Genomic DNA, 22,634 nt, shown 5'->3' with positions numbered 1-22,634 from the left:
TAGCGAAAATAGTTAGGCCTTTGCATCCCTTAACATTTTATAAAGCGATGGAAGCCCATTTTTTATCCATTTCTTTTTTAAAGCTTCGGGAGAGAAATATTCTACCTGGTTATCTTCAATGGCACATAGCATGATTGGAATAATAGTCCCATCGTAAAATTCTAACCTCTTAAAACTAGCCATTTGACTATCTATATGAACTAGATTCATATTATAAACTCCCTTTATTGTTTCAGGAGAAACGGCATGTCCACCTTCTGAAACCCTTTGCTGAACTCTTGCCTTACAATGCTCGATTGTATTCAGGCATAAATAATTAATTTGAATATGATAACCGGAATCCTCAAATAAATTTAAATAAGTCCAGTAGTATGGATCAGACAGAGGAGTTTCCAGCACAAAATGTTGTTGCCCAACGATTGCACTTTTCATTTCACTAACCAGTTTCGCCTCCATCATTGCTGTGGCTTTTTTTAATCTATCTGTTTTAGGAATTCCTTCTTCTATAAGTTGGGTTTCGAACTGAACGCGAACTTCATCTCTGTTAAAAGACCATATTCCTTCAAATTCTACAGGAAGCATACTTTGAATATAGGTAGATTTACCTGCTCCATTTGGACCCGAAATAACCAAGAGTGTTGGATTAGAATAATCCATAGTCAATACGAACCAGATCTGCTTCTTTTACTGCCAAAGTCTTCAATACTTTAACATTAATTTTTTTTCCGGCTGAAGAAACTTCCTGAATCTCTATGCGACCATCATTATATTCTTTATAAACCTGACCTTTCGGAAGCTTATTAGAGAGGATAAGAAAAGGCAGATTACGACTGAAGTTCTTTGCACGCAGATTACGTAAAACATCAAGATATTTCTCTTGCTTAGTTTCTGTTTCTAGATTAGTCAACTCCATAATTGCAATACTTTAATCTAATGTAAAAATACAAATTCAATGCCACAATTCAAAAGGAGAAATCTTTAAAAAGGCCAAACGCGTTATACAAACAGTAGTTAATAATCATTAAAATCGATAGCTTTCTTTGATAGATTTTAATAGTTCAAATCGCTAAATTAACCAGAGTATTATGTATATTTATTTCAACTCATTTTAAAAACCGATTCATCCTTTTTTTATATTTGTAGATGCCTTTAACTGCAATAAAAGAAGAAATGGATGCCCTGGTGGCCGAATTAAACCAGCACAATTATAACTATTATGTGCTGGCTATGCCCACCATTGGAGATTATGAGTTTGATAAAAAATTAAAACACCTCGCCGGGCTAGAAAAAGCAAATCCTGATTTTGCCGATCCGAATTCGCCTACACAGCGTGTTGGTGGCGATATTACCAAAAACTTTATTACCGTAAACCATAAATACCCCATGTTATCATTGGGGAATACCTATAATGAGCAAGATCTCCGTGATTTTGACGAACGCATCCGTAAAGCCATTGGCGATAATTTCCAATATGTTTGTGAGCTAAAATTTGATGGCCTTTCTATCAGTCTTACTTACGAAAATGGCAAGCTTTTACGTGCGGTTACCCGTGGTGATGGCACCAAAGGCGACGATGTAACCAATAATATAAAAACCATCCATACCATTCCACACCAGATCAAATCGACCGTTGCCCCTGACCATTTCGAAATCCGTGGGGAGATTTTTATGCACAAAGCGGCATTTTTACGCTTAAATGCTGCTCGTGAAGAACTTGGTGAGATCCCTTATGCAAATCCCAGAAATTTTGCTTCGGGCACCATAAAAATGCAGGATAGCAAGGAAGTTGCAAAACGGCCTTTGGATGGTTTTATTTATTTCCTGTACACCGATAAAAACGAATTCAAAACTCATTGGGAAAGTTTAAATGCTGTAAAAGATTGGGGTTTCCATGTTTGTGAACATAACCGACTGGTTTCTGATATCGATGCAGTTCTGGAATTTATCCACCATTGGGAAAACGAACGTTTTAAATTAAGTTACGATATTGATGGTATTGTGATTAAGGTAAACAGTTATGCACAACAACAGGAATTGGGGTTTACGTCTAAATCACCACGCTGGGCCATTTCATATAAATACAAAGCAGCAGAGGTTGAAACTGTTTTAGAAAAAGTAACCTATCAGGTAGGCAGAACCGGTGCAGTTACGCCGGTTGCCAACTTAAAACCTGTTTTATTGGCCGGTACTACGGTTAAACGTGCTACATTGCACAATGCGAACGAAATAGATCGTTTAGATTTACATGAAGGTGATACCGTTTATGTAGAAAAAGGTGGTGAGATTATTCCAAAAATTATCATAGTAAATTTAGATAAGCGATTGCCCGGCGCTACAAAGGTTCAATATTTACACAATTGTCCCGAATGTGGAACAGAATTGATCAGGAGAGAAGGAGAAGCAGTGCACTACTGTCCTAATGATGAAGGTTGTCCGCCGCAGATTGTTGGAAAAATTCAGCACTTTATCTCGCGCAAGGCCATGAATATTGATGGACTCGGCGATGAAACCATCGAAACCTTTTACAAACATGGGCTTGTAAATCATATTAGTGATTTATATACTTTGTATCAAAAATCGGATCAGCTCAAAAACTTAGACCGTTTTGGAGAACGTTCGATAGAAAACATGCTTACCGGAATCGAAAAATCGAAGGAAATGCCTTTCGAAAAAGTGCTTTTCGGCCTGGGCATCCGTTATGTAGGCGAAACAGTAGCAAGAAAAACTGCCGCTGGTGTAAAAAATATCGACAATCTTGCTAAGGCTACCGTAGAGGAATTAATCGCCATTGATGAGATCGGACAGCGCATTGCGGAGAGTATTGTTGAGTATTTTGGAAAATCTGAGCATTTAAAGCAGGTAGAATTATTAAAATTAGCAGGATTACAGTTTGAAATTGAAGAAAAGGTAATTACGCTGGATAGTGATAGACTTATTGGAAAAACATTCGTAATTTCGGGCGTTTTTGAAAACTTTAGCCGCGATGAGCTCAAAGATATGATTGAGGCCAATGGAGGAAAGATGCTGAGCAGCATTTCGGGCAAATTGAATTACCTCGTAGCAGGCGATAATATGGGTCCATCGAAACTGGAAAAGGCAAATAAACTAAACGTTCCGATCATCAGCGATGCTGAGCTTTTGGAAATGATAAAATGAGAGAATGACGGAATTGGTGAATGATAGCATGTAAAAGCATTTGGTCAATCTCTCATTCAAAATTCAATAATTATAAATTAAAATGAACAAATTTCAGGGTACTGGTGTAGCGTTGGTTACACCTTTCAACACAGATGGATCAGTTGACTATGATGGTTTAAAAAACCTGATTAATCATTTGGTAGAAGGAGGGATCGATTACCTCGTTTCTTTAGGTACAACCGGCGAAACTGCTACAATGACCAAGGACGAGAAGAAGAAAGTGTGGGCCTATACTGCTGAAATTAATAACAATAGATTACCATTGGTTGCCGGCATAGGTGGCAATAACACTTTAGCTGTAGCTGAAGACATTAAATCTTTCGATGCTTCCGGTTATAGTGCAATTTTATCTGTTAGTCCTTATTACAACAAACCTACTCAGGAAGGAATTTATCAACACTATAAATATTTAGCTGAAATTTCTCCTTTAGATTTGATTTTATACAACGTACCAGGTCGTACAGGAAGCAATATGAGTCCGGAAACAACTTGCAGGCTGGCTCATGATTTTAAAAATATTATTGCTACTAAAGAAGCATCAGGAAGCTTCGATCAGTTTAACCAGATTATGAGAGATAAGCCTGCAGATTTTCTTTTAATCTCCGGAGATGATCCGGTTACTTTGCCAATGATCGCTTTGGGTGCTGCAGGCATTATCTCGGTAATCGGAAACGCTGTACCTAAGCAATTTTCTGACATGGTAAAACTTTGTTTAGCCGGCGATTACAAGGCCGCTTTGCCTGCTCATTTAGGCTTAATAGAATTTACTCGCCTGGCATTTGCAGAAGGTAATCCGGCAGGCATAAAAGCTGCATTAAAACATTTAGGTGTTTGCGGCGATACCGTAAGGTTGCCATTGGTTAAAGCATCTGCATTTTTAGAAAAATCAATAATTGCAGAAATAGAAAAGCTAAGCGAAGTTGCTTAAATTCGCTTACAAGAATATTTTCAGGAACAGATTGTTTGATTTTGCTGAAAAGTAAATGAAAACAATCTGTTTTTTTGTGCAAATAAAAAATTACTCAAATAAATTAACCGCCTTCTATTTATCGCCCTGTCATTTAAACATCCGGCTTGCGCCACTATTATCATAAAATGCCTTGTAATCTTTAACGTTAAGCATATCCGCCACGGCCTGTTTTTTATCTGCAGCCTGGTTATAATAAGCTTTGCAGATCTGGTAACCTACCCAATACCCCAGATCAGCAGGTTTGTCGGCAGTTTCCTGATCAGAGTTGGCTATCCAGTTTTTGGCCCTGTTCAGATACATTTCTTTTTCAAAATCGCTCCAAATCTGTTTTTCCTTACCCCTGGCCCAAACATGCAGTCGTTCGTTAGCCGTTTTACCAGAGATCAGTTCGCCCAGGAAATCGGCCATGCCTTCAGCTAAAACAGCACGTAATAAGGTTGTATCGCCAGCCATGCCGCCCTGATTAAAATGGATCAGCTCGTGCGCAATAAGATGCGGCAAATCAACCAGGTTGTTGAAATTGTTGCGTTGCCATAAGTTTAGTTCGTTGGTAGGGATATCGGGTGTACGCACACCTTGATCTAGACCTATGAGCAAGCCATTATCTGAAGAGGTACCACCTGAAGAGAAATCACCGATAACAAAATAAACATCAGGAAACGAAGCTTTGGCATATAGTGCTTTAAGCTTTACAAAGCTGCTTATCATCTGTGGCTTCTGTTGCTCTACAGCATAAGTATTTTTGCGGATGGCGGCATAAAAATTAGGGCGCTTATCATGCCCCATAACAAAGTATTTCAGGTCAAATACCTTGTAAGTAAAATAATCCTGTAAACCGGGCGTTCCGGGTTGGATGTAATATTTGCGGTAAATGTTTAAACGGTTGGCCGTATCTTTCTGAGCACGGTCATAAGCATCCCAGAAATTGCGTACGTCGGTAGTAATTAACCGTGCTTTTGTCGGATCGTTAGTGCTTTTAATACGTGGATGCAAACCTGCAATGAGTTTCTGCCAGTCGGCGCGTTGGTGCAACGAGTTAAGATCGGTATCCTTACTGATATGCGCCACATTATCGTTCCCAAGTTGAATGGATTGTTTCAGCAATAGCATTGCGCTATCGGCCTTGCCATATAGGGCAAAACAACAGGCAGCATTATAAAAGGCCCCTTGTTTTGCACGGGAAAATTCACTGGCCTCTCCAGAAAGCAGGTAATAATGCGCTGCCTGATCATAAATTTTAACAGCATATAAACTGTCGGCTATTTTAGCATAACGAAACTGAGCATGTGCAGCTACATGAGAAAAAAACAACAGGAGACCTAAAAAAACGTGCTTAAACATGCACTAAATTTAGCTAATTCAGATAATAAAATTAGACATGTGTGCTTATTTTATTTAAAATATTTACACTTGGTAACAATTTAAAGAAACCTTTTGCTCCAGGTCATTTTAAAAAATTCAGAAATTCCCAAAAGCAGAAATGGTCTTCGACTACGCTCAGACTGACATACGAAATAACTTCTATTTTATTTTAAACACGTTCTTAGTCTTAAAATATTAGGCGATCAATTTATTTCTTCTTTCCATCAGGAGATTATCCTGCCAAACACCTTTTGCTTTACCTATTTTTTCCCGATAGCCTACCACCCTGAATCCAGCTTTTTCATAAATTTTTAATGAGGCTGAATTCTGAAGGAAAATTCCTGCCTGAAGCATCCAGATTCCTTTTTTTTCACTTTCGATAATCAGGGCATTTAATAGAGCAGAGCCTATCCCCTGGCCTTTGTAGCCCTGTTTAACATAAACTTCAATTTCTCCAACACCACCAACGTCATAATTGGCGATTACCGGCAAAAGTGCACACCACCCAACAATTTCCTTACCCTGTAAACTCACAAATCTGCAGGTCTTGAGGTGTGATGAATCCCAGTCCTTCCATGAAATATCCGGGGTTCTAAAACTTGCGGTACCTGTATCGATTCCTTCCTGATAAATGTCATTTATCTCACTCCAATCTGCAGCGCGCATCATCCTTATCATAGTTTAATCAATTGCGGCTCAAAGCCAGTAAAAGCTATATATTAAATTGTCAATTAAACTAATTTAGCCAACCAGGCCTCATTTGTCGAAGAGAACAGGATCAAGTTTGTCCTGTATTATAAATCAATACAAAAGCCCGGCTAAAAGTAACCTCAAGCAGCATATCAGTAACAAAAACGTTAAGCTAAAGTATTTCTTCTCCAATATTTCTTGAATACTCAAGAGGGCTCATTCCCACTAATTTTTTAAAAGAATTATAGAAGGCACTCCTGGATGAAAAACCTGCACTATAAGCCAATGCCTCCAGCGTGAAATTTTGCATAATCTCTGGATTACGGATACTATCCTTTATCCAGTTTACCCTATACTGATTAATATAATCAATAAAACTTTTATTGAAATAACTGTTTAACACAACAGAAAGCTTATGACTGCCTATACCGACCTTTTGAGCGAGAGAATGGAGCCTGATATTCTTTTGCCTGAATAGCTGATGATCGTTAACATAACGCTCCAGTTTTTGCCCAAATTCAGCAAGATCAACATTGCCTTCTTTGGGTTTAGAAGAATTTTTCCTGATGGACAATAGTGTTGAAGTTTTAACATTTAACAATGAAGCTACCAGATCTAAGGGCAGTCGGTTTAAATAACCCGGATTGGTTTTTGCAAAATACAGGTATCTTTCCTTTGCGTTTCCAACACGGATAATATGTGACCTTTGTTGAGCAGCTTTATAATATTTCTCTAAAACAACTCTAAAGATATAATTGAGCCCGAAATGGTATGTAAAAAGACGATTGAGTTCATTATTGTGGATGGCCAGCAAATCTGTATCTTCAACAGCGATTACGTATTCCTGAGAATGATCAGATCCATGAAGCCCCGATATAGAACTTACAAAATCATTTTCAATTGAAATATAGGTAGTTATTTTTTGTTTATTATGCGTGGTGCATCCCATTAAAGCGCCTCTAACAATAAAGTATATGTATTCGCATACCTCGTTCTCATTGAAGAGTATCTGATCCTTTTTAATCCTGAGCCTTAAAAGATGTTTCTCAAATTCTTCTTTCAATTTTTGATCTACTGTATGTACGCTACTGAGCACATTCAATATATAACCTACATCCTTACTTTCTGCCTTGTTGTATTGCAAATGTTTTGACACCGTATCCTGCTAATAATATTATCACTTCAAACCAAATCATTCGCGCACTTCAGTATTCTACTTACTTTGCCTTACACAAAGCTTGCGACACATCGTAAAATCAAAACTTCCGCAAATGTCTATATCTGAAAGACTACCTGGAGCAAATAATAAATAATAAGAAAACTTACGCATTGAATGTTAATTTGTCTTATATATTTTACAGCAAAGATAATATTTACTGACGAATAAGAAAATATAGGTTACAAAAAAGCCCCAGAAAATTCTGAGGCTCTTCACTATAATATTTTATTTGTTTAAGCTTTATTTTTGGTTTCCTGAACTTCTAAACGAATGGCCTGAGCTAAGTTTTTCAAATCTTGCATGCCTTTACGTATACGGGTTCCAGCTGCGCTGTTACCTTTGTTATAAAATTTGTCTGCATCAGCTTCTAAAGCTGCCACTAAACTTTTTACTTCTTCGAATTTTTTCATTTTTAATTGCTCCTATGGTTCTTTAAGGTTTTTGGTTTTAATTATCTAATTTAAAAGGTTTAACGAAATAAAAAAATTTTTAGAATAATAAAAAACAGCCTTCTAAAACGTTTTTTTCCACATGAATGGATTTATAAACATATTATGCAACAAGAAACCTGATTAACTAACTGAAATACAGATTTTTAAAAAATAAAATTACACAAAAAAGCCCTTTAAACATATTTAAAGGGCTTTATAAAATTTTCATTGATCTTAAACGGTAGCGAAAAGATTTTCTTTATAATATCCATTTTCCAATTTTTCAGCAACTTCGCTAAAAGCATCCAGCGTACGTTGTACATCTTCAAGCGTGTGAACAGCTGTAGGAATTAAACGAAGTTCGATCATGCCCTTTGGAATTACCGGATAAACTACAATTGAGCAGAAGATGCTATAATTCTCGCGTAAATCGTAAGTAATTGCTGTGGCATCAGAAAGTTCACCTTTTAAGAAAACCGGAGTAACTACTGAATCGGTAACACCTAAATCGAATCCGCGCTCACGTAATCCTTTTTGAAGGGTCATTGCGATTTCCCAAAGTTTATCTTTTAACTCAGGCTTGCTTTTTAGCAATTCTAAGCGCTTTAATAAACCAATTACCATTGGCATAGGTAATGCTTTAGCAAAAGTCTGAGAACGCATATTATACCTCAAGAAATTGGTAATTTGTTCTGTTGAAGCAACGAACGCACCAATACCTGCCATTGATTTGGCAAAGGTCCCAAAGTAAACATCAATTCCTTCAATACAGTCTTGTGCTTCATGCGTACCGGCACCGGTTTTACCCATGGTACCGAAACCATGTGCATCATCAACCAGGATACGGAAATTGAAATCTTTTTTAAGATCAACGATTTCCCTTAATTTCCCCTGAGCGCCGCTCATTCCGAAAACACCTTCTGTAATTAGAAGAATACCGCCGCCAGTTTCTTCAACAAGTTTAGTTGCACGTTCTAACTGCTTACGGGCACTCTCAATATCATTATGTTTGTAGACAAAACGTTTACCCATGTGCAAACGTAATCCATCTACAATACAGGCGTGTGATTCTGCATCATATACCACCACATCATTCCTATCAACCAAGGTATCGATAATAGACACCATGCCCTGGTAGCCATAGTTTAATAAAAATGCATCAGGTTTGCCTACAAATTCTGCAAGCTCTTGCTCCAGCTGTTCGTGATAGTTCGAGTTACCGCTCATCATGCGGGCTCCCATAGGATAAGCCATGCCGAATTTTGCAGCAGCTTCTTCATCTGCCTTTCTAACTTCCGGGTGATTGGCTAAGCCTAAGTAGTTGTTTAAACTCCAAACCAAATGCTCTTTTCCACGAAATTGCATGTGAGGTGCAATTTCTCCCTCTAATTTTGGAAATGAGAAATACCCATGAGACCATTTCTGGTGTTGGCCAAGTGGCCCCATGTGCTTTGCTATCTTATCAAATATATCCAATGTATTATGTATTTTTTATAATGAAATTTTGCGAATTTACGCTTTATTCGGCTTAAAATCAACCTAATGATCTTTCAGGCTCCAATTAAGCTTTTTAGTGCTCCAATTTTATGCCAAAAAAGCCCCGATTTTACAACGGGGCTCTATAATTATATTTGGTTTGTTTTAATCAACGTTATCGTGCAGAAAAGAATTATTAGGTCTGATTTCAGTACCACCGTCCTGGTCGTTACTTAAAGTAAACCTGCTTACCTGCGATTCAGAAGAATGCTGAACTTGTTGCAACTGCATTTGCTTGCGTTTGTATGCAGGTTCGTTTTCCAATTCCTGTAAACCATTGGTTGTACGCAATTTCATGCTCAGATCTTTCAAGCGTAAAATACGCTCTTTAGATTTTTTCAATTGTTCTTCCATTGATTCGTCACTTTTGTCGTCGTCTAATCCAACAACCGGCATTTCGATTTCTGGCTCAGGTTGTGGCATAGGTGCTGACTGAGCTACTGGTGTTTCGAATACAAAGTTGGTTTCTGCCAATTTAACTTCAAACTCGAATCCGGTTTCTTTGACTTCTTCTACCTGAGGCTCTTCTTCAATTAAAGTATGACGAACCACATTACTTTCTGGTTCCTGAACTTTTTGAGGTTCCGGTTTATTGAACATACCACCAAAAAGATCTGCTTGTGAAACTTCTTCCTTCGTTTTTAAAACAGGCTCATAAGATGGCGTTGTTTTGGGCTGAATAAAAGAGTTTACTGGTTCAACAGGGCGAACGAGCGGCGCTTCTTCTGGTGTTAAAAGTGATATTTTCTTTTTATTTTTTTCTTCATGCACACGTTCTTCTGAGGTTTGGAAGCCTGTTGCAATAATGGTTACAGAAAGTTTATCGCTTAAAGATTCGTCGGTACAGTTACCCCAAATTAAGTCTGCTGATAAACCAGCTTTCTCCTGAATATAGTCCGTAATAATAGAAACCTCATCCATGGTTACCTCACGCAAACCAGAGCTGATATTCAATAAGATATAACGGGCACCTTCAATTTCATTATCTTTTAACAACGGAGAAGCCAAAGCACCTTCAACCGCCTGTAATGCACGGTCTTCGCCCTCAGCGGCAAAACTACCCATAATGGCTACGCCACTATCTTTCATTACAGTACGCACATCCTTAAAATCCACGTTGATATAACCGGGAACTGTAATGATTTCTGCAATACCTTTTGCAGCGGTGGTTAAAATATCGTCGGCCTGACCAAAGGCAGAACCCAAAGTTAAGTTTCCGAAGATTTCGCGCAGGCGATCGTTAGAGATCACAAGGTAAGAATCTACGTACTTTTTCAACTCTTCCATTCCCTCATCAGCCTGCAGTTTACGTCTTTTTCCTTCGAAAGAAAATGGTGTAGTAATGATGGCCACAGTTAAAATGTCAAGCTCTTTAGCTGCTTTCGCAATGATTGGAGAAGCCCCTGTTCCGGTACCACCACCCATTCCTGCTGTAATAAAAAGCATTTTGGTTGTACTACCTAACATGGCTTTAATATCATCTATATTTTCTATAGCTGAGTTTTTACCAACCTCAGGAATAGAGCCAGCTCCCATTCCTTCGGTTAAGCTAGCGCCTAATTGTACCTTGTTAGGTATAGGGCTAGATTCCAATGCCTGGGCATCTGTATTACAAATAATAAAATCTACACCAGTAATACCAGACAGGTACATATGGTTCACTGCGTTGCCGCCACCGCCCCCAACACCAATTACCTTGATGATTGAAGACTTATCTTTTAACATTTCGAACTGCATATCTTTATGAATCAGTTGTTTAAAAATTTTTAAATTCTGTTCATTACTCAATGTAATATTAACACTTTTTCAACAGACGTTTTCCACAACTGTTAATAATGTGGAAAACTCATCTTTTGTGGAAAAATAATTAACTTTTCAAGTAATCCTCATCACTTACATTCATGTCGTCCTGAATGAAAGTTCTTGTTTTTGCCAGTAATTTATCAAACAAACCCGGTCCGCGTTTCTCTTTTTCTTTTGCTGTTTTTGGTTTTTCTACAAAAACACCAGGCTGTTTCATTTCTTCAATTAACTCTTCTGCTTTTTGGATTCCTTTGATCAGTAAACCTACACTGGTTGCATACATTGGGCTTTTCAGATCGTCGTAAATGGCTTTAGGCATATCTTCATACTTAGATAAATGCTCATTCGGATAACCAATACGGCAATCTAAACCGGTTACATATTCAACCGCCTGAGATAAGTGTTTTAATAATGCTCCGCCACCGGTAATTACAATACCACCGATAAGTTTTTTCTCATATCCGGAAGATTTGATCTCGTAATATACGTGCTCAATAATCTCTTCCATACGTGCCTGAATGACGTAGGCCAGGTTTTTAACCGAAATTTCTTTTGGTTCGCGGCCGCGTAATCCGGGAACACAAATAATTTCGTTTTCTTTATTCTCCTCAGCCAATGCCGAACCAAAGCGTGTTTTTAACAATTCAGCCTGATTGCGCATTACTGAGCAACCCTCTCTGATATCTTCAGTAACACTATTGCCGCCAAAAGGGATAACTGCAGTATGACGGATAATACCTTCATGGAAAATGGCTATATCTGTAGTACCACCACCAATATCAACCAATGCAATACCAGCTTCTTTTTCTTCCTCGCTCAACACCGATTCAGAAGAAGCCAACGGCTCAAGAATCAAATCCTGAGTTTGAAGTCCTGCATTGTTGACACATTTGATAATGTTTTTGACGGCTGTAACCTGACCAGAGATGATATGGAAGTTAGCTTCAAGGCGAACCCCTGCCATACCAATTGGATCTTTGATTCCAGGCTCGTTATCGATAGTAAATTCCTGCGGCAAAACATGGATGATCTCCTCACCCGGTGGCATTACCAGTTTAAACATATCATCGATCAACTTATCGATGTCTTTTTTACCGATTTCGTTATTTAATTCTCTTCTTGTTAAAATTCCTCTGTGCTGTAAGCTCTTAATGTGCTGACCAGCAATACCCACATTTACCACCTGTATTTCTACATTGGATTGTCCGCTTGCTACTTCAACTGCTTGAGCAATGCCCTGTACGGTTTTTTGAATGTTAGAAACCACTCCACGTGTCACACCCGCCGATTCTGCCTTGCCTATTCCTAAGATTTCTATCTTACCGTGCTGTGTTCTACGACCAACGATAACACAAATTTTTGTAGTACCGATATCCAATCCTACTACAATGGGCGACTGACTGGTAAATTTTGCCTTGTCCATATTCGTTAATTTTGCTGAGTTTTATACTGTTTTTCTAGGGCTCTGATTTCTTTTTCTCTTGCTTCTTTTTCTTTTTTCAACTGAGCCTCAGATTTTGCCGTCTTTGGCTGCGTTGCTCCGGTTTGCTTCGGTTTCTCTTTTTTATCCGCTGGTTTTGTTTCCTTTGGTTTAACAGCCGCTACAACTACCGGCTTTTTTACTTCTGTTTTTACTGGTTCAACCTTTCTAGGCGTTACCTTTTTTATTTCTGTTTTCTTTGGCTCTTCTTTCCTGGCTTCCACCTTTTTAGGTTCAGGCTTTTTAGGCGCTACCTCTTCTGGCTGATCGGCTTCAGGTCGATCGTCCATTACCGTGCTGATGGTATTTCTGATCAGTGAATCGGTTACGTTCCGCTGTATCCTCAAACTATCTGCCGCCGAAATTGTTTTCGCTTTTTTTCCTAATGCTGTCGAATCTCTTTTTTCGCAAACAATCTGGTTGGTATATTTAATGTTGATCGTTTTATAAGTATCCCATCCTACCTGCGGCATTGCTTTTTTATAAAACAACAACAGGTTTTTCATTTTCTTTTCAAGAGAATCAGCATTACCTAAAATAATCCGCTGATTACCTACTCTCGGGATCAGTTCGATATCGTTTTTCTGATCAACCACAATCTGTTCGATCTGAGAATCCCAAAGCGTATCTTTTTTAATGTACTGTGCAGTTTTATATAAATCTCTCGCCAATTGTGTATGCAGGGTATCGATTCTACTGCCAAAAACCTCGGTAATATGTCCCGTTGCCACCAGCACATTGGCAGTGAAATTTGATGAAATAGGCATTTTCAATCCATCATTATCAATGTAAAAATCCTGTCCATTCTCGTTAAATATGCGAAGGATAGGCTGACGCTGTTTTACTTCGATGTGCAGCACCCCATCCATATCTATATACACTTTAGCAAAACCGATATAAGGGTTAGACTGCAGTTTTTTCTCAATTTTATGAATATTGATATTTTCGAGGTTACGCCCTAAAAGCACACCTTGATCTTCTTTTAAAATAGCATCGATCTCTTCGCGCTCAATAAAATTATCTGCTCCAGGAATCAGGATTTTAATATCTGTACATTTAACAGTTTGCTTTTTCACATTGATAAAACTCAAAAGCACAACCACCCCTGCCAGACTGATCAGCCAGGCAAAGCCAGTAAAAATTGCGCTCCAGTTTATCCGTTTAAGCATTGTTCAATATATTTTTTTTTAAGGGTTCTATAATGGTATCGATATCGCCCGCTCCTACTGTTAAAATTAATTCCGGTTTTGTGTCCTTAACATGCTGAACCACAAAATCTTTTCCACATACTCTTTTATCTGCCAAAGTGATTTTATCCAATAAAAACTGTGCGTTAATGCCTTCAAGGGGCAATTCTCTTGCCGGATAAATTTCCAACAGCAGCAGTTCGTCAGCGGTGCTTAAAACTTTTGCAAATTCATCTGCAAAATCCCTCGTACGGGTAAACAGGTGCGGTTGAAAAATTACTGTTAGTTTTTTATCGGGATACAATTGTCTCACCGCATCAAAACAGGCTTTCAGTTCTTCAGGGTGATGTGCATAGTCATCAATATAAATCTGAGTCCCACTGTTTACAATATATTCGAAACGGCGTTTCACCCCTTTAAAGTTTGCAACAGCCTGTTTCACCTTTTCCACATCAATACCCAATTGCAAAGCAATGGCAATGGCAACGGTTGTATTTTCTACATTATGTTTACCGGGAATCATCAAGCTGATATCTTTTATGCGTTGCGTGGTATCTGCATAATCGAAAACAAATTTCGAGCCTTCTACCCTTAAATTTTCTGCTTTTGCCGTAGCAGTTGGACTTGCAGCATAACTGATGCTATTTTCCAAAGGCAATCCTTCATGTGCATAAAGTGTACCTTCGGCCTTCAGCTGCCCGGCAAATAACCTGAAAGATTCTTCGAGTTGACTTTTATCTCCGTAGATGTCCAAATGATCAGCATCCATCGAGGTCACCACGGCTACATCAGGATGCAATGTCAGGAAAGAACGGTCATATTCATCGGCTTCTACTACCACCACATTGTTATCGCCAAAAAGTACATTGCTGTTGTAATTACTGGTTATACCACCCAAAAATGCCGTACAATCGTAACCAGTATCCTTTAGAATATGCGCTACAATAGACGATGTGGTGGTTTTACCATGCGTACCCGCAACCGCAATACAGAACATGCCCTTGCTGATGATACCCAAAACCTCTGAACGCTTTTTAAGTGCAAAACCTTTATTAATAAAATGGTTTAAAATTTTCGAATCTTTCGGAATTGCGGGTGTATAAACTACAAGGGTGTCATCCTGATTATCCGAAAATTCCTCAGGCAATGAAGTGGTTTCATCAAGATAGGTAATCAAAATTCCTTCCTGTTCCAAAGTTTCGGTCAGCTTGGTACATGTTTTATCGTAACCACAAACCACCTGTCCGCGTTTAGCAAAATAACGGGCAAGCGCACTCATGCCGATACCACCGATACCTACAAAGAAAACCCTATTTATTTTACTTAGTTCCATTTTTTTAGATTTGAGATGGGAGATTTGAGACACTATACAAATAGTCTAATCTCAAATTACACATCTAGTTTCTCATATCTCTATTAATCAATTTCAACACTTCATTCGCAATAATTTCATCTGCCTTTGGCAATGCCATCTTAGCCAGGTTTTGAGCCAGCGTTTCACACTGTTCTTTATTTGTTAGCAATGTCAGTGCTTCCTTAACCAGGGTATCTTCCGCGGAGCGATCGTTAATTAATATTGCTGCTCCATTTTTAACCAGGGCCATGGCATTTTTAGTTTGATGATCTTCTGCTACATTTGGCGAAGGCACCAAAATCACCGGCTTTTTAATCAAACAAAGCTCTGCTATGGTTCCTGCTCCAGCACGGCTGATGATCACATCTGCAGCGGCATAAGCCAGATCCATTTTATTTAAAAACTCTAGGATACGCACATTGGGATGATAGGCTAAACCCAATCTTTCTATAATCCCTTTGTAGTAATACTTACCTGTTTGCCAGATTACCTGCACATCTTGTGCAATAATCTCGGGCAAATGTTTTTCAATTGCTTTATTCAGTGTTCCTGCACCTAAACTTCCACCGGTTACCATAATGGTTCTTTTCAATGGATCGAGTTTTAATAGTTCGGCTCCTGCATGGTGTTTACCTTTAATATCAACCACTTCCTGGCGAACCGGATTTCCTGTTTTCAAAATCCTGTCAGCTGGAAAAAACTGATCCATGTCATCAAAGGCGACACAGATTTTCGAAGCCTTTTTGCCTAACCACTTATTGGTTATTCCTGCATAAGAATTCTGTTCCTGGATGAGGTAAGGAATTCTCTTCAAAGAAGCTGCGTACAATAACGGTCCTGAAGCATAACCACCAACGCCTACTACAGCATCTGGTTTAAAATCATTGATAATCTGCATGGCTTTACGCACACTACCGATTACTTTGAGCGGGAGTGCCAGATTTTTAATAATCGAGCCGCGTTGCATCCCGCTAATGTTTAATCCTATAATTTTATATCCGGCTGCAGGAACTTTTTCCATTTCCATTCGACCTATTGCACCCACAAATAAGATTTCACAGGCTGGCACCAAGCGTTTTAGCGCATTGGCTATGGCTACGGCGGGAAAAATGTGCCCGCCGGTGCCACCACCTGATATGATAATTTTTGGGGAATTATTCATTTTAAACTGTTTTTAATGTTAACCATTTCACCACAAAAGACACAATAGTGAACAAAAGTTGTTTTTTATTTATTGTAAGTATTGCCCATCAATAGAACAATAGTTAATATTCGATTATTCAGGTAATAGTCTGAATAAATCGTTTACGTATGTTTTTTGTCCTTCACTATATAAATTAACTGTATTGAAATTATAAATTATTCCTTTTGGAGAACCTAATAGCTTCATATAAGTAATGATTTGAGCTTCATGAATAGGCATTAATCTATCCACAGATTTTAATTCAACGGTTAATATATTTTCAATAAATAAATCACACCTCAAATTTGCATCTATAGCCATTCCTTTATAATTCACTGGCACAAGCATTTCAGTCATAAAAGAAATCCCTCATAACACTAGCTCATGTTTCATGCATTTATGATACGCACTTTCTAACAATCCAGCCCCAAGAGCCTTATGCACTTCAATAGCAGCCCCATTGACCTGATAAGTTAAATCCGTTAGGTATGCTTTACTAGGTTTCATTTTAGCTATTGTGTTCTTTTGTTTCTTTGTGGTTATTTTTATTTATCCAAATGATGGAATCTCTCCAACAATTATTTTATTATTTATTTTTTCATCTTTCGGTGTCAGTTTTGCGTTTTCTTCCACATCGCGGCTTACGCTCAAAATAATTCCGAAGGCCACACTGGTAAAAATCATTGATGTACCACCCATACTCACCAATGGAAGTGGCACCCCTGTTACCGGGCCTAAACCTACCGCTACGGCCATGTTAGCGAAAGCTTGGATGGTGAGACTAAAACTTAGTCCTGCAGCCAGTAAAGCCCCGAATGCCTTGGGCGCCCGGGTTACGATCTTGATACACCGGTATAAAAGCACCAGGTATAGTATCATGATTACAATTCCTCCCACCGTTCCCCATTCTTCAATAATAATGGCGAAAATAAAATCGGAATACGGGTGTGGCAGGAAATTGCGTTGTGTACTATTACCTGGTCCTTTACCAAAAACACCACCAGTAGCCAAGGCAATTTTTGCCTGATCTGCCTGGAAAGTTTTGTCTGAATGCTGCATTTCGGGATGCATAAACGTATTGATACGCGACATGTATGTTTTTCTCCTTGGACCCAAAAAGAAAACGAACAACAGCAGCACAAAGCCGCCCGCACAAACAATCGCAATCTGTTTAATACTGATCCTACCGATAATCAACAGCAATATACTTACACCGAACAGCATTAATGCTGTGGACAAGTTGGCCAGTGCGATTAAAACAAACACCACACAAACCGAACCCATAATTGGTATAAATGATTCTTTTACGTTTTTAATATTTTCCTGCTTTTTGGTTAGCATACGTGCCAAAAAGGTAATCAATGCCAGCTTGGCCAAATCGGAAGTTTGAAAGGTTAATCCGATTACCGGTATTTTAACCCACCTCGAAGCATCGTTTAAGTTGGTACCGAATATTAATGTATAAAACAGCAAAGGAATGGTTACAATCATCAGCACCTTCGAAATACCAGCGTAATAGCGGTAATCGAGCAGGTGAGCGATATAAATCATCCCAATACCCATCAACACAAAAATTAAGTGTTTAGTAAGCAAAAGCTTTTCTACAGCTTCCCCTTTTTTATACGCCAAAGTACCTGTTGCACTATACACAGCCATTACTGATATAAGCGAAAGCAGGATGATGATCAACCAGATCCACCTGTCTCCTTTTGTTTTATTAAGCAATGCCTGAAACATATTTAAGCCTCCTATTATAATTCTCTAACTGCCGCTTTAAACTGGTTACCGCGGTCTTCATAATTTTTAAATAAATCAAAACTTGCACATGCAGGCGATAACAATACTACATCGCCACGTTTAGCCAAGTGGAAAGCAATCTGCGCAGCTTCTTCAGCCGAAAAAGTATTTACGATTATTTCTACATCATCCTCAAAAGCATCGTGAATACGTCTATTATCTTTACCTAAACAAACAATGGCTTTTACCTTACTTTTAACCAAATCCTTAAGCATGTTATAATCGTTACCTTTATCCACACCACCCATAATCAGCACTACATCACTGGTCATACTTTCTAAAGCGTACCAAGTGGAGTTCACATTTGTGGCTTTACTATCGTTGATAAAATCGATCCCCGAAATTTTGGCCACATGTTCTAACCTGTGCTCAATATTCTTGAAATTACCCATGCTTTCGCGGATGGTTTCATTTCTTAATTCTAAAACTTTAGACACAATGCCTGAGGCCATAGAATTATAAATGTTGTGCTTGCCCTGTAAGGCTAAATCTGAAATAGACATGGTTAGTTGGTTATTAGGTTCTGTAAGGATATGTATCGTATTTTCTTCTAAGTAAGCACCAGTTTCAACCTTTTTAACAATTGAAAATGGATAGGTTTTCGCCAAAGGTTTTGTTAGAGCGATTGCTTTTAAACTTTCTTCGTCATCAGCGCAATAGATGAAAACATCATCTGCCGTTTGGTTTTGGACAATGCGCATTTTGGATGCGGCATAATTTTCCAGTTTATAATCGTAGCGATCTAAATGATCTGGTGTGATGTTCAGTAAAACTGCGATATCGGCTTTAAACTTGAACATATCATCGAGCATAAAACTTGAGATTTCCAGCACATAATATTCATAATCTTCTGTAGCCACCTGCGCAGCAAAACTCTGTCCGATATTACCGGCCAAGCCTACATTTAACCCGGCATTTTTTAAGATGTGATAGGTTAACAGGCTCGTAGTTGATTTACCATTTGAACCGGTAATGCAAATTGTTTTTGCATTGGTATATCTTCCGGCGAACTCGATTTCTGAAATCACCGGAATACCTTGAGCTACAAGTTTTTTAATAATTGGCGCTGTCGGCGGAATACCCGGACTTTTAATTACTTCCGTAGCATTTAAAATCAATTCTTCAGTATGCTTTTCAGATTCGAATGGTACGCCAAGCTTTTCCAATGCGGCTTTGTATTTATCGGCGATTACCCCATAATCGGAAACAAAAACACCGAAGCCTTTTGCCTGTGCCAATTTTGCGGCGCCAACACCACTTTCACCAGCACCTAAAATAACTACACGACCATGCCCTGCCATTGCTGACGTAGTATTGCCTGATGTAGTATTATTTGTGCTCATTTTTATTTTAGTATCAAGTGGTGAGTATCAAGTATCAAGACATTAATACCATCACATTTTAATTTTTTAATTTATTTATTATTCTCTCTTTTACTTTTCAGCTTTAGTCTTTCGGCATTAAACCGCTAAACCCTAAACCTTCTAACCCTCTACCTTAACTTCAATGTTACAATAGTCATAATCGCAAGCATGATTCCGATAATCCAGAAGCGGGTTACAATTTTGGCCTCGTGATAACCTTTCTTTTGATAATGGTGGTGTAGCGGCGACATCAGGAAAATCCTCCGTCCTTCGCCAAATTTCTTTTTGGTATACTTAAAATAAGATACCTGCATAATTACCGACACCAGTTCTATCAGGAAGATTCCACATAAAATCGGGATCAACAGTTCTTTACGGATCATTAAGGCGAATGCGGCTATAATACCTCCAATGGCCAAACTTCCGGTATCACCCATAAAAATCTGGGCAGGGTAAGAGTTGTACCAAAGAAAACCTACGCATGCTCCAACAAAGGCTCCGGCAAAAATCATCAGCTCTGCTGAGTTTGGGATATACATGATGTTCAGGTAATCGGCCATGATTGTATTACCAGATACATAAGCCAAAATACCCAGGGTGATCCCAATTACCGCTGAGGTTCCGGTAGCCAGCCCATCAATACCATCGGTAATATTGGCCCCATTTGAAACTGCCGTAATAATAAACACCGTAAAGATGAGGAATATGATAAATGCATATTTCTGATAATCGCCACCTAAAAACTTCAATACCTTGGCATAATCGAACTCATTGTTCTTATAAAAGGGCATATTGGTTTTGGTCGATTTTACATCTTGCGTATAATAAAAAGTTTCGCCTTTCTGACGCAATACCATTGGAACCGTAGAAGTGCTTTTAACATTATCCTGAACGGTTTCCCTCACCACAATATTTGGATGAAAATACATCGTAATGCCTACTATCAGTCCGAGTCCTACTTGGCCAACCACTTTAAAACGGCCAGCTAAACCTTCTTTATTTTTTTTGAAAACCTTGATGTAATCGTCTAAAAATCCAATTGCACCCATCCAGATCGTGGTGATAATCATTAAAATCACATAGATATTGGAAATATTTGCAAATAATAAGGTAGGGATCAAAATACCCAGCAGGATAATGATACCACCCATGGTAGGCGTACCCTGTTTTTGCATCTGGCCTTCTAAACCCAAATTCCTTACCGTTTCTCCAACCTGTTTTTTATGCAGGTAATCAATCAACCTACGTCCGTAAACGGTGGTAATGATCAATGATAAAATTATAGAAATAGAAGCACGGAAAGTGATGTACTGAAACAACCTTAACCCAGGTATATCATAATGCTTATGCAGGTATTCGAATAATAAATATAACATTAGCTGATTGGTTTTAATTGTTCAAGTAAAATTTCTTTATCATCAAAATGGTTCCTTACTCCATTAATCTCCTGGTATTTCTCATGTCCTTTACCCGCAACAAGAATAATATCTCCCGGTTGTGCCAAATGACAGGCTGTTTTTATGGCTTCTCTCCTATCTAAAATGGATAAGGTTTTACGCTGATTGGTTGGCGAAACCCCAGTTTCCATATCGTTAATTATAGCTTGTGCATCTTCTGTACGTGGATTATCAGAAGTTAAGATCACCTTGTCACTCCAATCGCAGGCCACCTGGGCCATAATCGGGCGTTTGGTTTTGTCACGATCTCCACCGCAACCGATTACAGTAATTACCTGTTCGGTTCCTTTGCGGATATTGGCAATGGTACTCAACACATTCTGAACAGCATCAGGCGTATGCGCATAATCCACAATACCAATAATTTTATCGGCGGAAGTGATATAATCAAATCTCCCTTCAGCACCTGATAAACGGCTCAATAAGGTCAACACTTTTAATTTATCCTGTTCCAGCAAAATTGCAGTCCCGTAAACAGCCAGTAGGTTATACGCATTAAAAGAGCCTACCAGTTTGAAGTAAACGTCTTCATTATCGATATCTAAATGCAAGCCACTGAACTGATTTTCAATTATTTTTGCTTTGAAATCGGCCAGTTGTTTAAGGGCATAAGTCTTTTTATGTGCTTTGGTATTCTGCAGCATCACCGTACCGTTTTTATCGTCGATATTGGTTAATGCAAATGCCGATTTAGGTAGCATATCAAAAAATGCCTTTTTAGCTTTCAGATAAGCATCAAAAGTTTTATGAAAATCTAAATGATCATGTGTTAGATTCGAAAACACCCCGCCCGAGAAAGTCAAGCCTTCGATCCGGTGTTGTGATACTGCATGCGAACTCACTTCCATAAAGCAAAAATCGCAGCCCGCATTTACCATATCCCTTAAAAGTTGGTTTAAGGCAATAGGATTCGGTGTAGTGTGCGTAGCAGTTACTACAGTATCGTTGATATAATTCTCTACTGTTGATAAAAGCCCGGTTTTATAACCCAGATCTTTAAATAATTTAAAAAGAAGGGTAGCAATGGTAGTTTTTCCGTTTGTTCCTGTAATACCAATCAGTTTTAAATCTGCTGACGGATTTCCAAAATAATTACCGGCAATGATCCCTAAAGCAACCGATGTGTTTTCCACCTTAATATAGGTAACCGTAAAATCATTGATTTCTGGCAAATTTTCACAGATAATTACAGCTGCGCCTTGTTGAATGGTTTGCTCAATAAATTGGTGCCCATCAGCCAAAGTACCTACTATTGCAAAAAAGATATCATCTTTACCTACTTTACGCGAATCGAAATTCAGTGCACTGATTTCCCTATCGGTTTTACCAACCAATTCTTTAATCGTTACGCCATAAAGTAAATCTTGTAATTGCATTTTTTATTCTTTTAGTATCAGGTATTTAGTATCGAGTAGCAAGACCTTAAACCTTTCTACCCTCAACCTTCTACCTTTGTTTAGTATCGAGTAGCAAGGCCTTAAACCTTTCTACCCTCAACCTTCTACCTTTGTTTAGTATCGAGTAGCAAGGCCTTAAACCTTTCTACCCTCAACCTTCTACCTTTGTTTAGTATCGAGTAGCAAGACCTTAAACCTTTCTACCC

General features: G+C 38.5%; 18 protein-coding genes and 1 pseudogene. 2 read left to right on the top strand and 17 right to left on the bottom strand.

All coding sequences use genetic code 11. The features are described 5' to 3' along the window. Positions 1 to 12: 12 nt before the first annotated feature. Together FFJ24_RS01630 and FFJ24_RS01625 are read right to left on the bottom strand one after the other, a co-directional pair. On the bottom strand, positions 13 to 657 hold the full coding sequence (locus tag FFJ24_RS01630; protein WP_138820499.1) for a zeta toxin family protein: 645 nt from the start codon (positions 655 to 657) through the stop codon (positions 13 to 15). Beyond that, on the bottom strand, positions 644 to 913 hold the full coding sequence (locus FFJ24_RS01625; RefSeq protein ID WP_138820498.1) for a hypothetical protein: 270 nt from the start codon (positions 911 to 913) through the stop codon (positions 644 to 646). The genes FFJ24_RS01630 and FFJ24_RS01625 overlap by 14 nt, the downstream gene beginning before the upstream one ends. A gap of 230 nt (positions 914 to 1,143) precedes the next feature. On the opposite strand from FFJ24_RS01625, the gene ligA reads away from it, so the two are divergent. Further along, positions 1,144 to 3,156, top strand: a complete 2,013-nt coding sequence (ligA, locus tag FFJ24_RS01620) for an NAD-dependent DNA ligase LigA (protein WP_138820497.1) — start codon at positions 1,144 to 1,146, stop codon at positions 3,154 to 3,156. An 82-nt stretch (positions 3,157 to 3,238) separates the two neighbouring features. Continuing rightward, entirely contained in the window at positions 3,239 to 4,126 is an 888-nt protein-coding gene (gene dapA / locus FFJ24_RS01615) for a 4-hydroxy-tetrahydrodipicolinate synthase (RefSeq protein ID WP_138820496.1), read from the top strand. 129 nt (positions 4,127 to 4,255) lie between these two features. On the opposite strand, the gene FFJ24_RS01610 is transcribed toward dapA, so the two are convergent. From FFJ24_RS01610 to FFJ24_RS01540, 15 genes and pseudogenes are all read right to left on the bottom strand, one after another. Continuing rightward, complete coding sequence (locus tag FFJ24_RS01610; protein WP_138820495.1) at positions 4,256 to 5,509, bottom strand: DUF2268 domain-containing putative Zn-dependent protease; 1,254 nt, start codon at positions 5,507 to 5,509, stop codon at positions 4,256 to 4,258. Between the two features lie 216 nt (positions 5,510 to 5,725). Beyond that, a complete protein-coding gene (locus FFJ24_RS01605) occupies positions 5,726 to 6,199 on the bottom strand; it encodes a GNAT family N-acetyltransferase (RefSeq protein WP_246862717.1) in 474 nt (157 codons plus the stop codon). A 193-nt stretch (positions 6,200 to 6,392) separates the two neighbouring features. Beyond that, on the bottom strand, positions 6,393 to 7,364 hold the full coding sequence (locus FFJ24_RS01600; protein WP_168202356.1) for a helix-turn-helix domain-containing protein: 972 nt from the start codon (positions 7,362 to 7,364) through the stop codon (positions 6,393 to 6,395). A 308-nt stretch (positions 7,365 to 7,672) separates the two neighbouring features. Then, positions 7,673 to 7,849, bottom strand: coding sequence for a hypothetical protein (locus FFJ24_RS01595; protein WP_029278061.1), 177 nt, complete (start codon positions 7,847 to 7,849; stop codon positions 7,673 to 7,675). A gap of 255 nt (positions 7,850 to 8,104) precedes the next feature. After that, on the bottom strand, positions 8,105 to 9,346 hold the full coding sequence (locus FFJ24_RS01590) for an aminotransferase class I/II-fold pyridoxal phosphate-dependent enzyme (RefSeq protein WP_138820492.1): 1,242 nt from the start codon (positions 9,344 to 9,346) through the stop codon (positions 8,105 to 8,107). A gap of 165 nt (positions 9,347 to 9,511) precedes the next feature. Beyond that, on the bottom strand, positions 9,512 to 11,143 hold the full coding sequence (ftsZ, locus tag FFJ24_RS01585) for a cell division protein FtsZ (RefSeq protein ID WP_138820838.1): 1,632 nt from the start codon (positions 11,141 to 11,143) through the stop codon (positions 9,512 to 9,514). A 130-nt stretch (positions 11,144 to 11,273) separates the two neighbouring features. Continuing rightward, positions 11,274 to 12,632, bottom strand: a complete 1,359-nt coding sequence (ftsA, locus tag FFJ24_RS01580; protein WP_086545007.1) for a cell division protein FtsA — start codon at positions 12,630 to 12,632, stop codon at positions 11,274 to 11,276. Between the two features lie 5 nt (positions 12,633 to 12,637). After that, positions 12,638 to 13,858 carry a cell division protein FtsQ/DivIB gene (locus FFJ24_RS01575; RefSeq protein WP_138820491.1) on the bottom strand — a complete coding sequence of 407 codons (1,221 nt, stop codon included), beginning with the start codon at positions 13,856 to 13,858 and terminating at the stop codon, positions 12,638 to 12,640. Then, the gene (gene murC / locus FFJ24_RS01570; protein ID WP_138820490.1) at positions 13,851 to 15,209 is read right to left on the bottom strand and encodes a UDP-N-acetylmuramate--L-alanine ligase; all 1,359 of its coding nucleotides are present in this window, start codon (positions 15,207 to 15,209) and stop codon (positions 13,851 to 13,853) included. The genes FFJ24_RS01575 and murC overlap by 8 nt, the downstream gene beginning before the upstream one ends. A gap of 64 nt (positions 15,210 to 15,273) precedes the next feature. Then, complete coding sequence (murG, locus tag FFJ24_RS01565; RefSeq protein ID WP_138820489.1) at positions 15,274 to 16,392, bottom strand: undecaprenyldiphospho-muramoylpentapeptide beta-N-acetylglucosaminyltransferase; 1,119 nt, start codon at positions 16,390 to 16,392, stop codon at positions 15,274 to 15,276. 114 nt (positions 16,393 to 16,506) lie between these two features. Then, positions 16,507 to 16,920: pseudogene (locus FFJ24_RS01560) on the bottom strand (GxxExxY protein). Positions 16,921 to 16,962: 42 nt separating this feature from the next. Continuing rightward, positions 16,963 to 18,150, bottom strand: a complete 1,188-nt coding sequence (locus FFJ24_RS01555) for an FtsW/RodA/SpoVE family cell cycle protein (protein WP_138820488.1) — start codon at positions 18,148 to 18,150, stop codon at positions 16,963 to 16,965. Between the two features lie 14 nt (positions 18,151 to 18,164). Further along, positions 18,165 to 19,553: a UDP-N-acetylmuramoyl-L-alanine--D-glutamate ligase gene (gene murD, locus FFJ24_RS01550; RefSeq protein ID WP_246862716.1), complete on the bottom strand. Its 1,389-nt coding sequence runs from the start codon at positions 19,551 to 19,553 to the stop codon at positions 18,165 to 18,167. A 149-nt stretch (positions 19,554 to 19,702) separates the two neighbouring features. Beyond that, the gene (gene mraY, locus FFJ24_RS01545) at positions 19,703 to 20,950 is read right to left on the bottom strand and encodes a phospho-N-acetylmuramoyl-pentapeptide-transferase (RefSeq protein ID WP_138820487.1); all 1,248 of its coding nucleotides are present in this window, start codon (positions 20,948 to 20,950) and stop codon (positions 19,703 to 19,705) included. Continuing rightward, positions 20,950 to 22,407, bottom strand: a complete 1,458-nt coding sequence (locus FFJ24_RS01540; RefSeq protein WP_138820486.1) for a UDP-N-acetylmuramoyl-L-alanyl-D-glutamate--2,6-diaminopimelate ligase — start codon at positions 22,405 to 22,407, stop codon at positions 20,950 to 20,952. Before FFJ24_RS01540 ends, mraY begins: the two co-directional genes overlap by 1 nt. Positions 22,408 to 22,634 lie beyond the last annotated feature (227 nt).

The sequence above is a fragment of the Pedobacter sp. KBS0701 genome (assembly GCF_005938645.2).
GTDB lineage: Bacteria > Bacteroidota > Bacteroidia > Sphingobacteriales > Sphingobacteriaceae > Pedobacter.
Note: the sequence above shows the minus strand (reverse complement) of the source record. Positions and strands in the feature narration are given on the sequence as shown.

Bases quoted from the DNA above. Each gene is read 5' to 3' on its own strand.
- ftsA (WP_086545007.1), bottom strand. From the start codon at position 12,632: ATGGACAAGGCAAAATTTACCAGTCAGTCGCCCATTGTAGTAGGATTG.
- FFJ24_RS01595 (WP_029278061.1), bottom strand. From the start codon at position 7,849: ATGAAAAAATTCGAAGAAGTAAAAAGTTTAGTGGCAGCTTTAGAAGCT.
- murG (WP_138820489.1), bottom strand. From the start codon at position 16,392: ATGAATAATTCCCCAAAAATTATCATATCAGGTGGTGGCACCGGCGGG.
- FFJ24_RS01555 (WP_138820488.1), bottom strand. From the start codon at position 18,150: ATGTTTCAGGCATTGCTTAATAAAACAAAAGGAGACAGGTGGATCTGG.
- mraY (WP_138820487.1), bottom strand. From the start codon at position 20,950: ATGTTATATTTATTATTCGAATACCTGCATAAGCATTATGATATACCT.
- FFJ24_RS01630 (WP_138820499.1), bottom strand. From the start codon at position 657: ATGGATTATTCTAATCCAACACTCTTGGTTATTTCGGGTCCAAATGGA.
- FFJ24_RS01540 (WP_138820486.1), bottom strand. From the start codon at position 22,407: ATGCAATTACAAGATTTACTTTATGGCGTAACGATTAAAGAATTGGTT.
- FFJ24_RS01575 (WP_138820491.1), bottom strand. From the start codon at position 13,858: ATGCTTAAACGGATAAACTGGAGCGCAATTTTTACTGGCTTTGCCTGG.
- murD (WP_246862716.1), bottom strand. From the start codon at position 19,553: ATGAGCACAAATAATACTACATCAGGCAATACTACGTCAGCAATGGCA.
- murC (WP_138820490.1), bottom strand. From the start codon at position 15,209: ATGGAACTAAGTAAAATAAATAGGGTTTTCTTTGTAGGTATCGGTGGT.
- ligA (WP_138820497.1), top strand. From the start codon at position 1,144: ATGCCTTTAACTGCAATAAAAGAAGAAATGGATGCCCTGGTGGCCGAA.
- dapA (WP_138820496.1), top strand. From the start codon at position 3,239: ATGAACAAATTTCAGGGTACTGGTGTAGCGTTGGTTACACCTTTCAAC.
- ftsZ (WP_138820838.1), bottom strand. From the start codon at position 11,143: ATGCAGTTCGAAATGTTAAAAGATAAGTCTTCAATCATCAAGGTAATT.
- FFJ24_RS01610 (WP_138820495.1), bottom strand. From the start codon at position 5,509: ATGTTTAAGCACGTTTTTTTAGGTCTCCTGTTGTTTTTTTCTCATGTA.
- FFJ24_RS01625 (WP_138820498.1), bottom strand. From the start codon at position 913: ATGGAGTTGACTAATCTAGAAACAGAAACTAAGCAAGAGAAATATCTT.
- FFJ24_RS01605 (WP_246862717.1), bottom strand. From the start codon at position 6,199: ATGATGCGCGCTGCAGATTGGAGTGAGATAAATGACATTTATCAGGAA.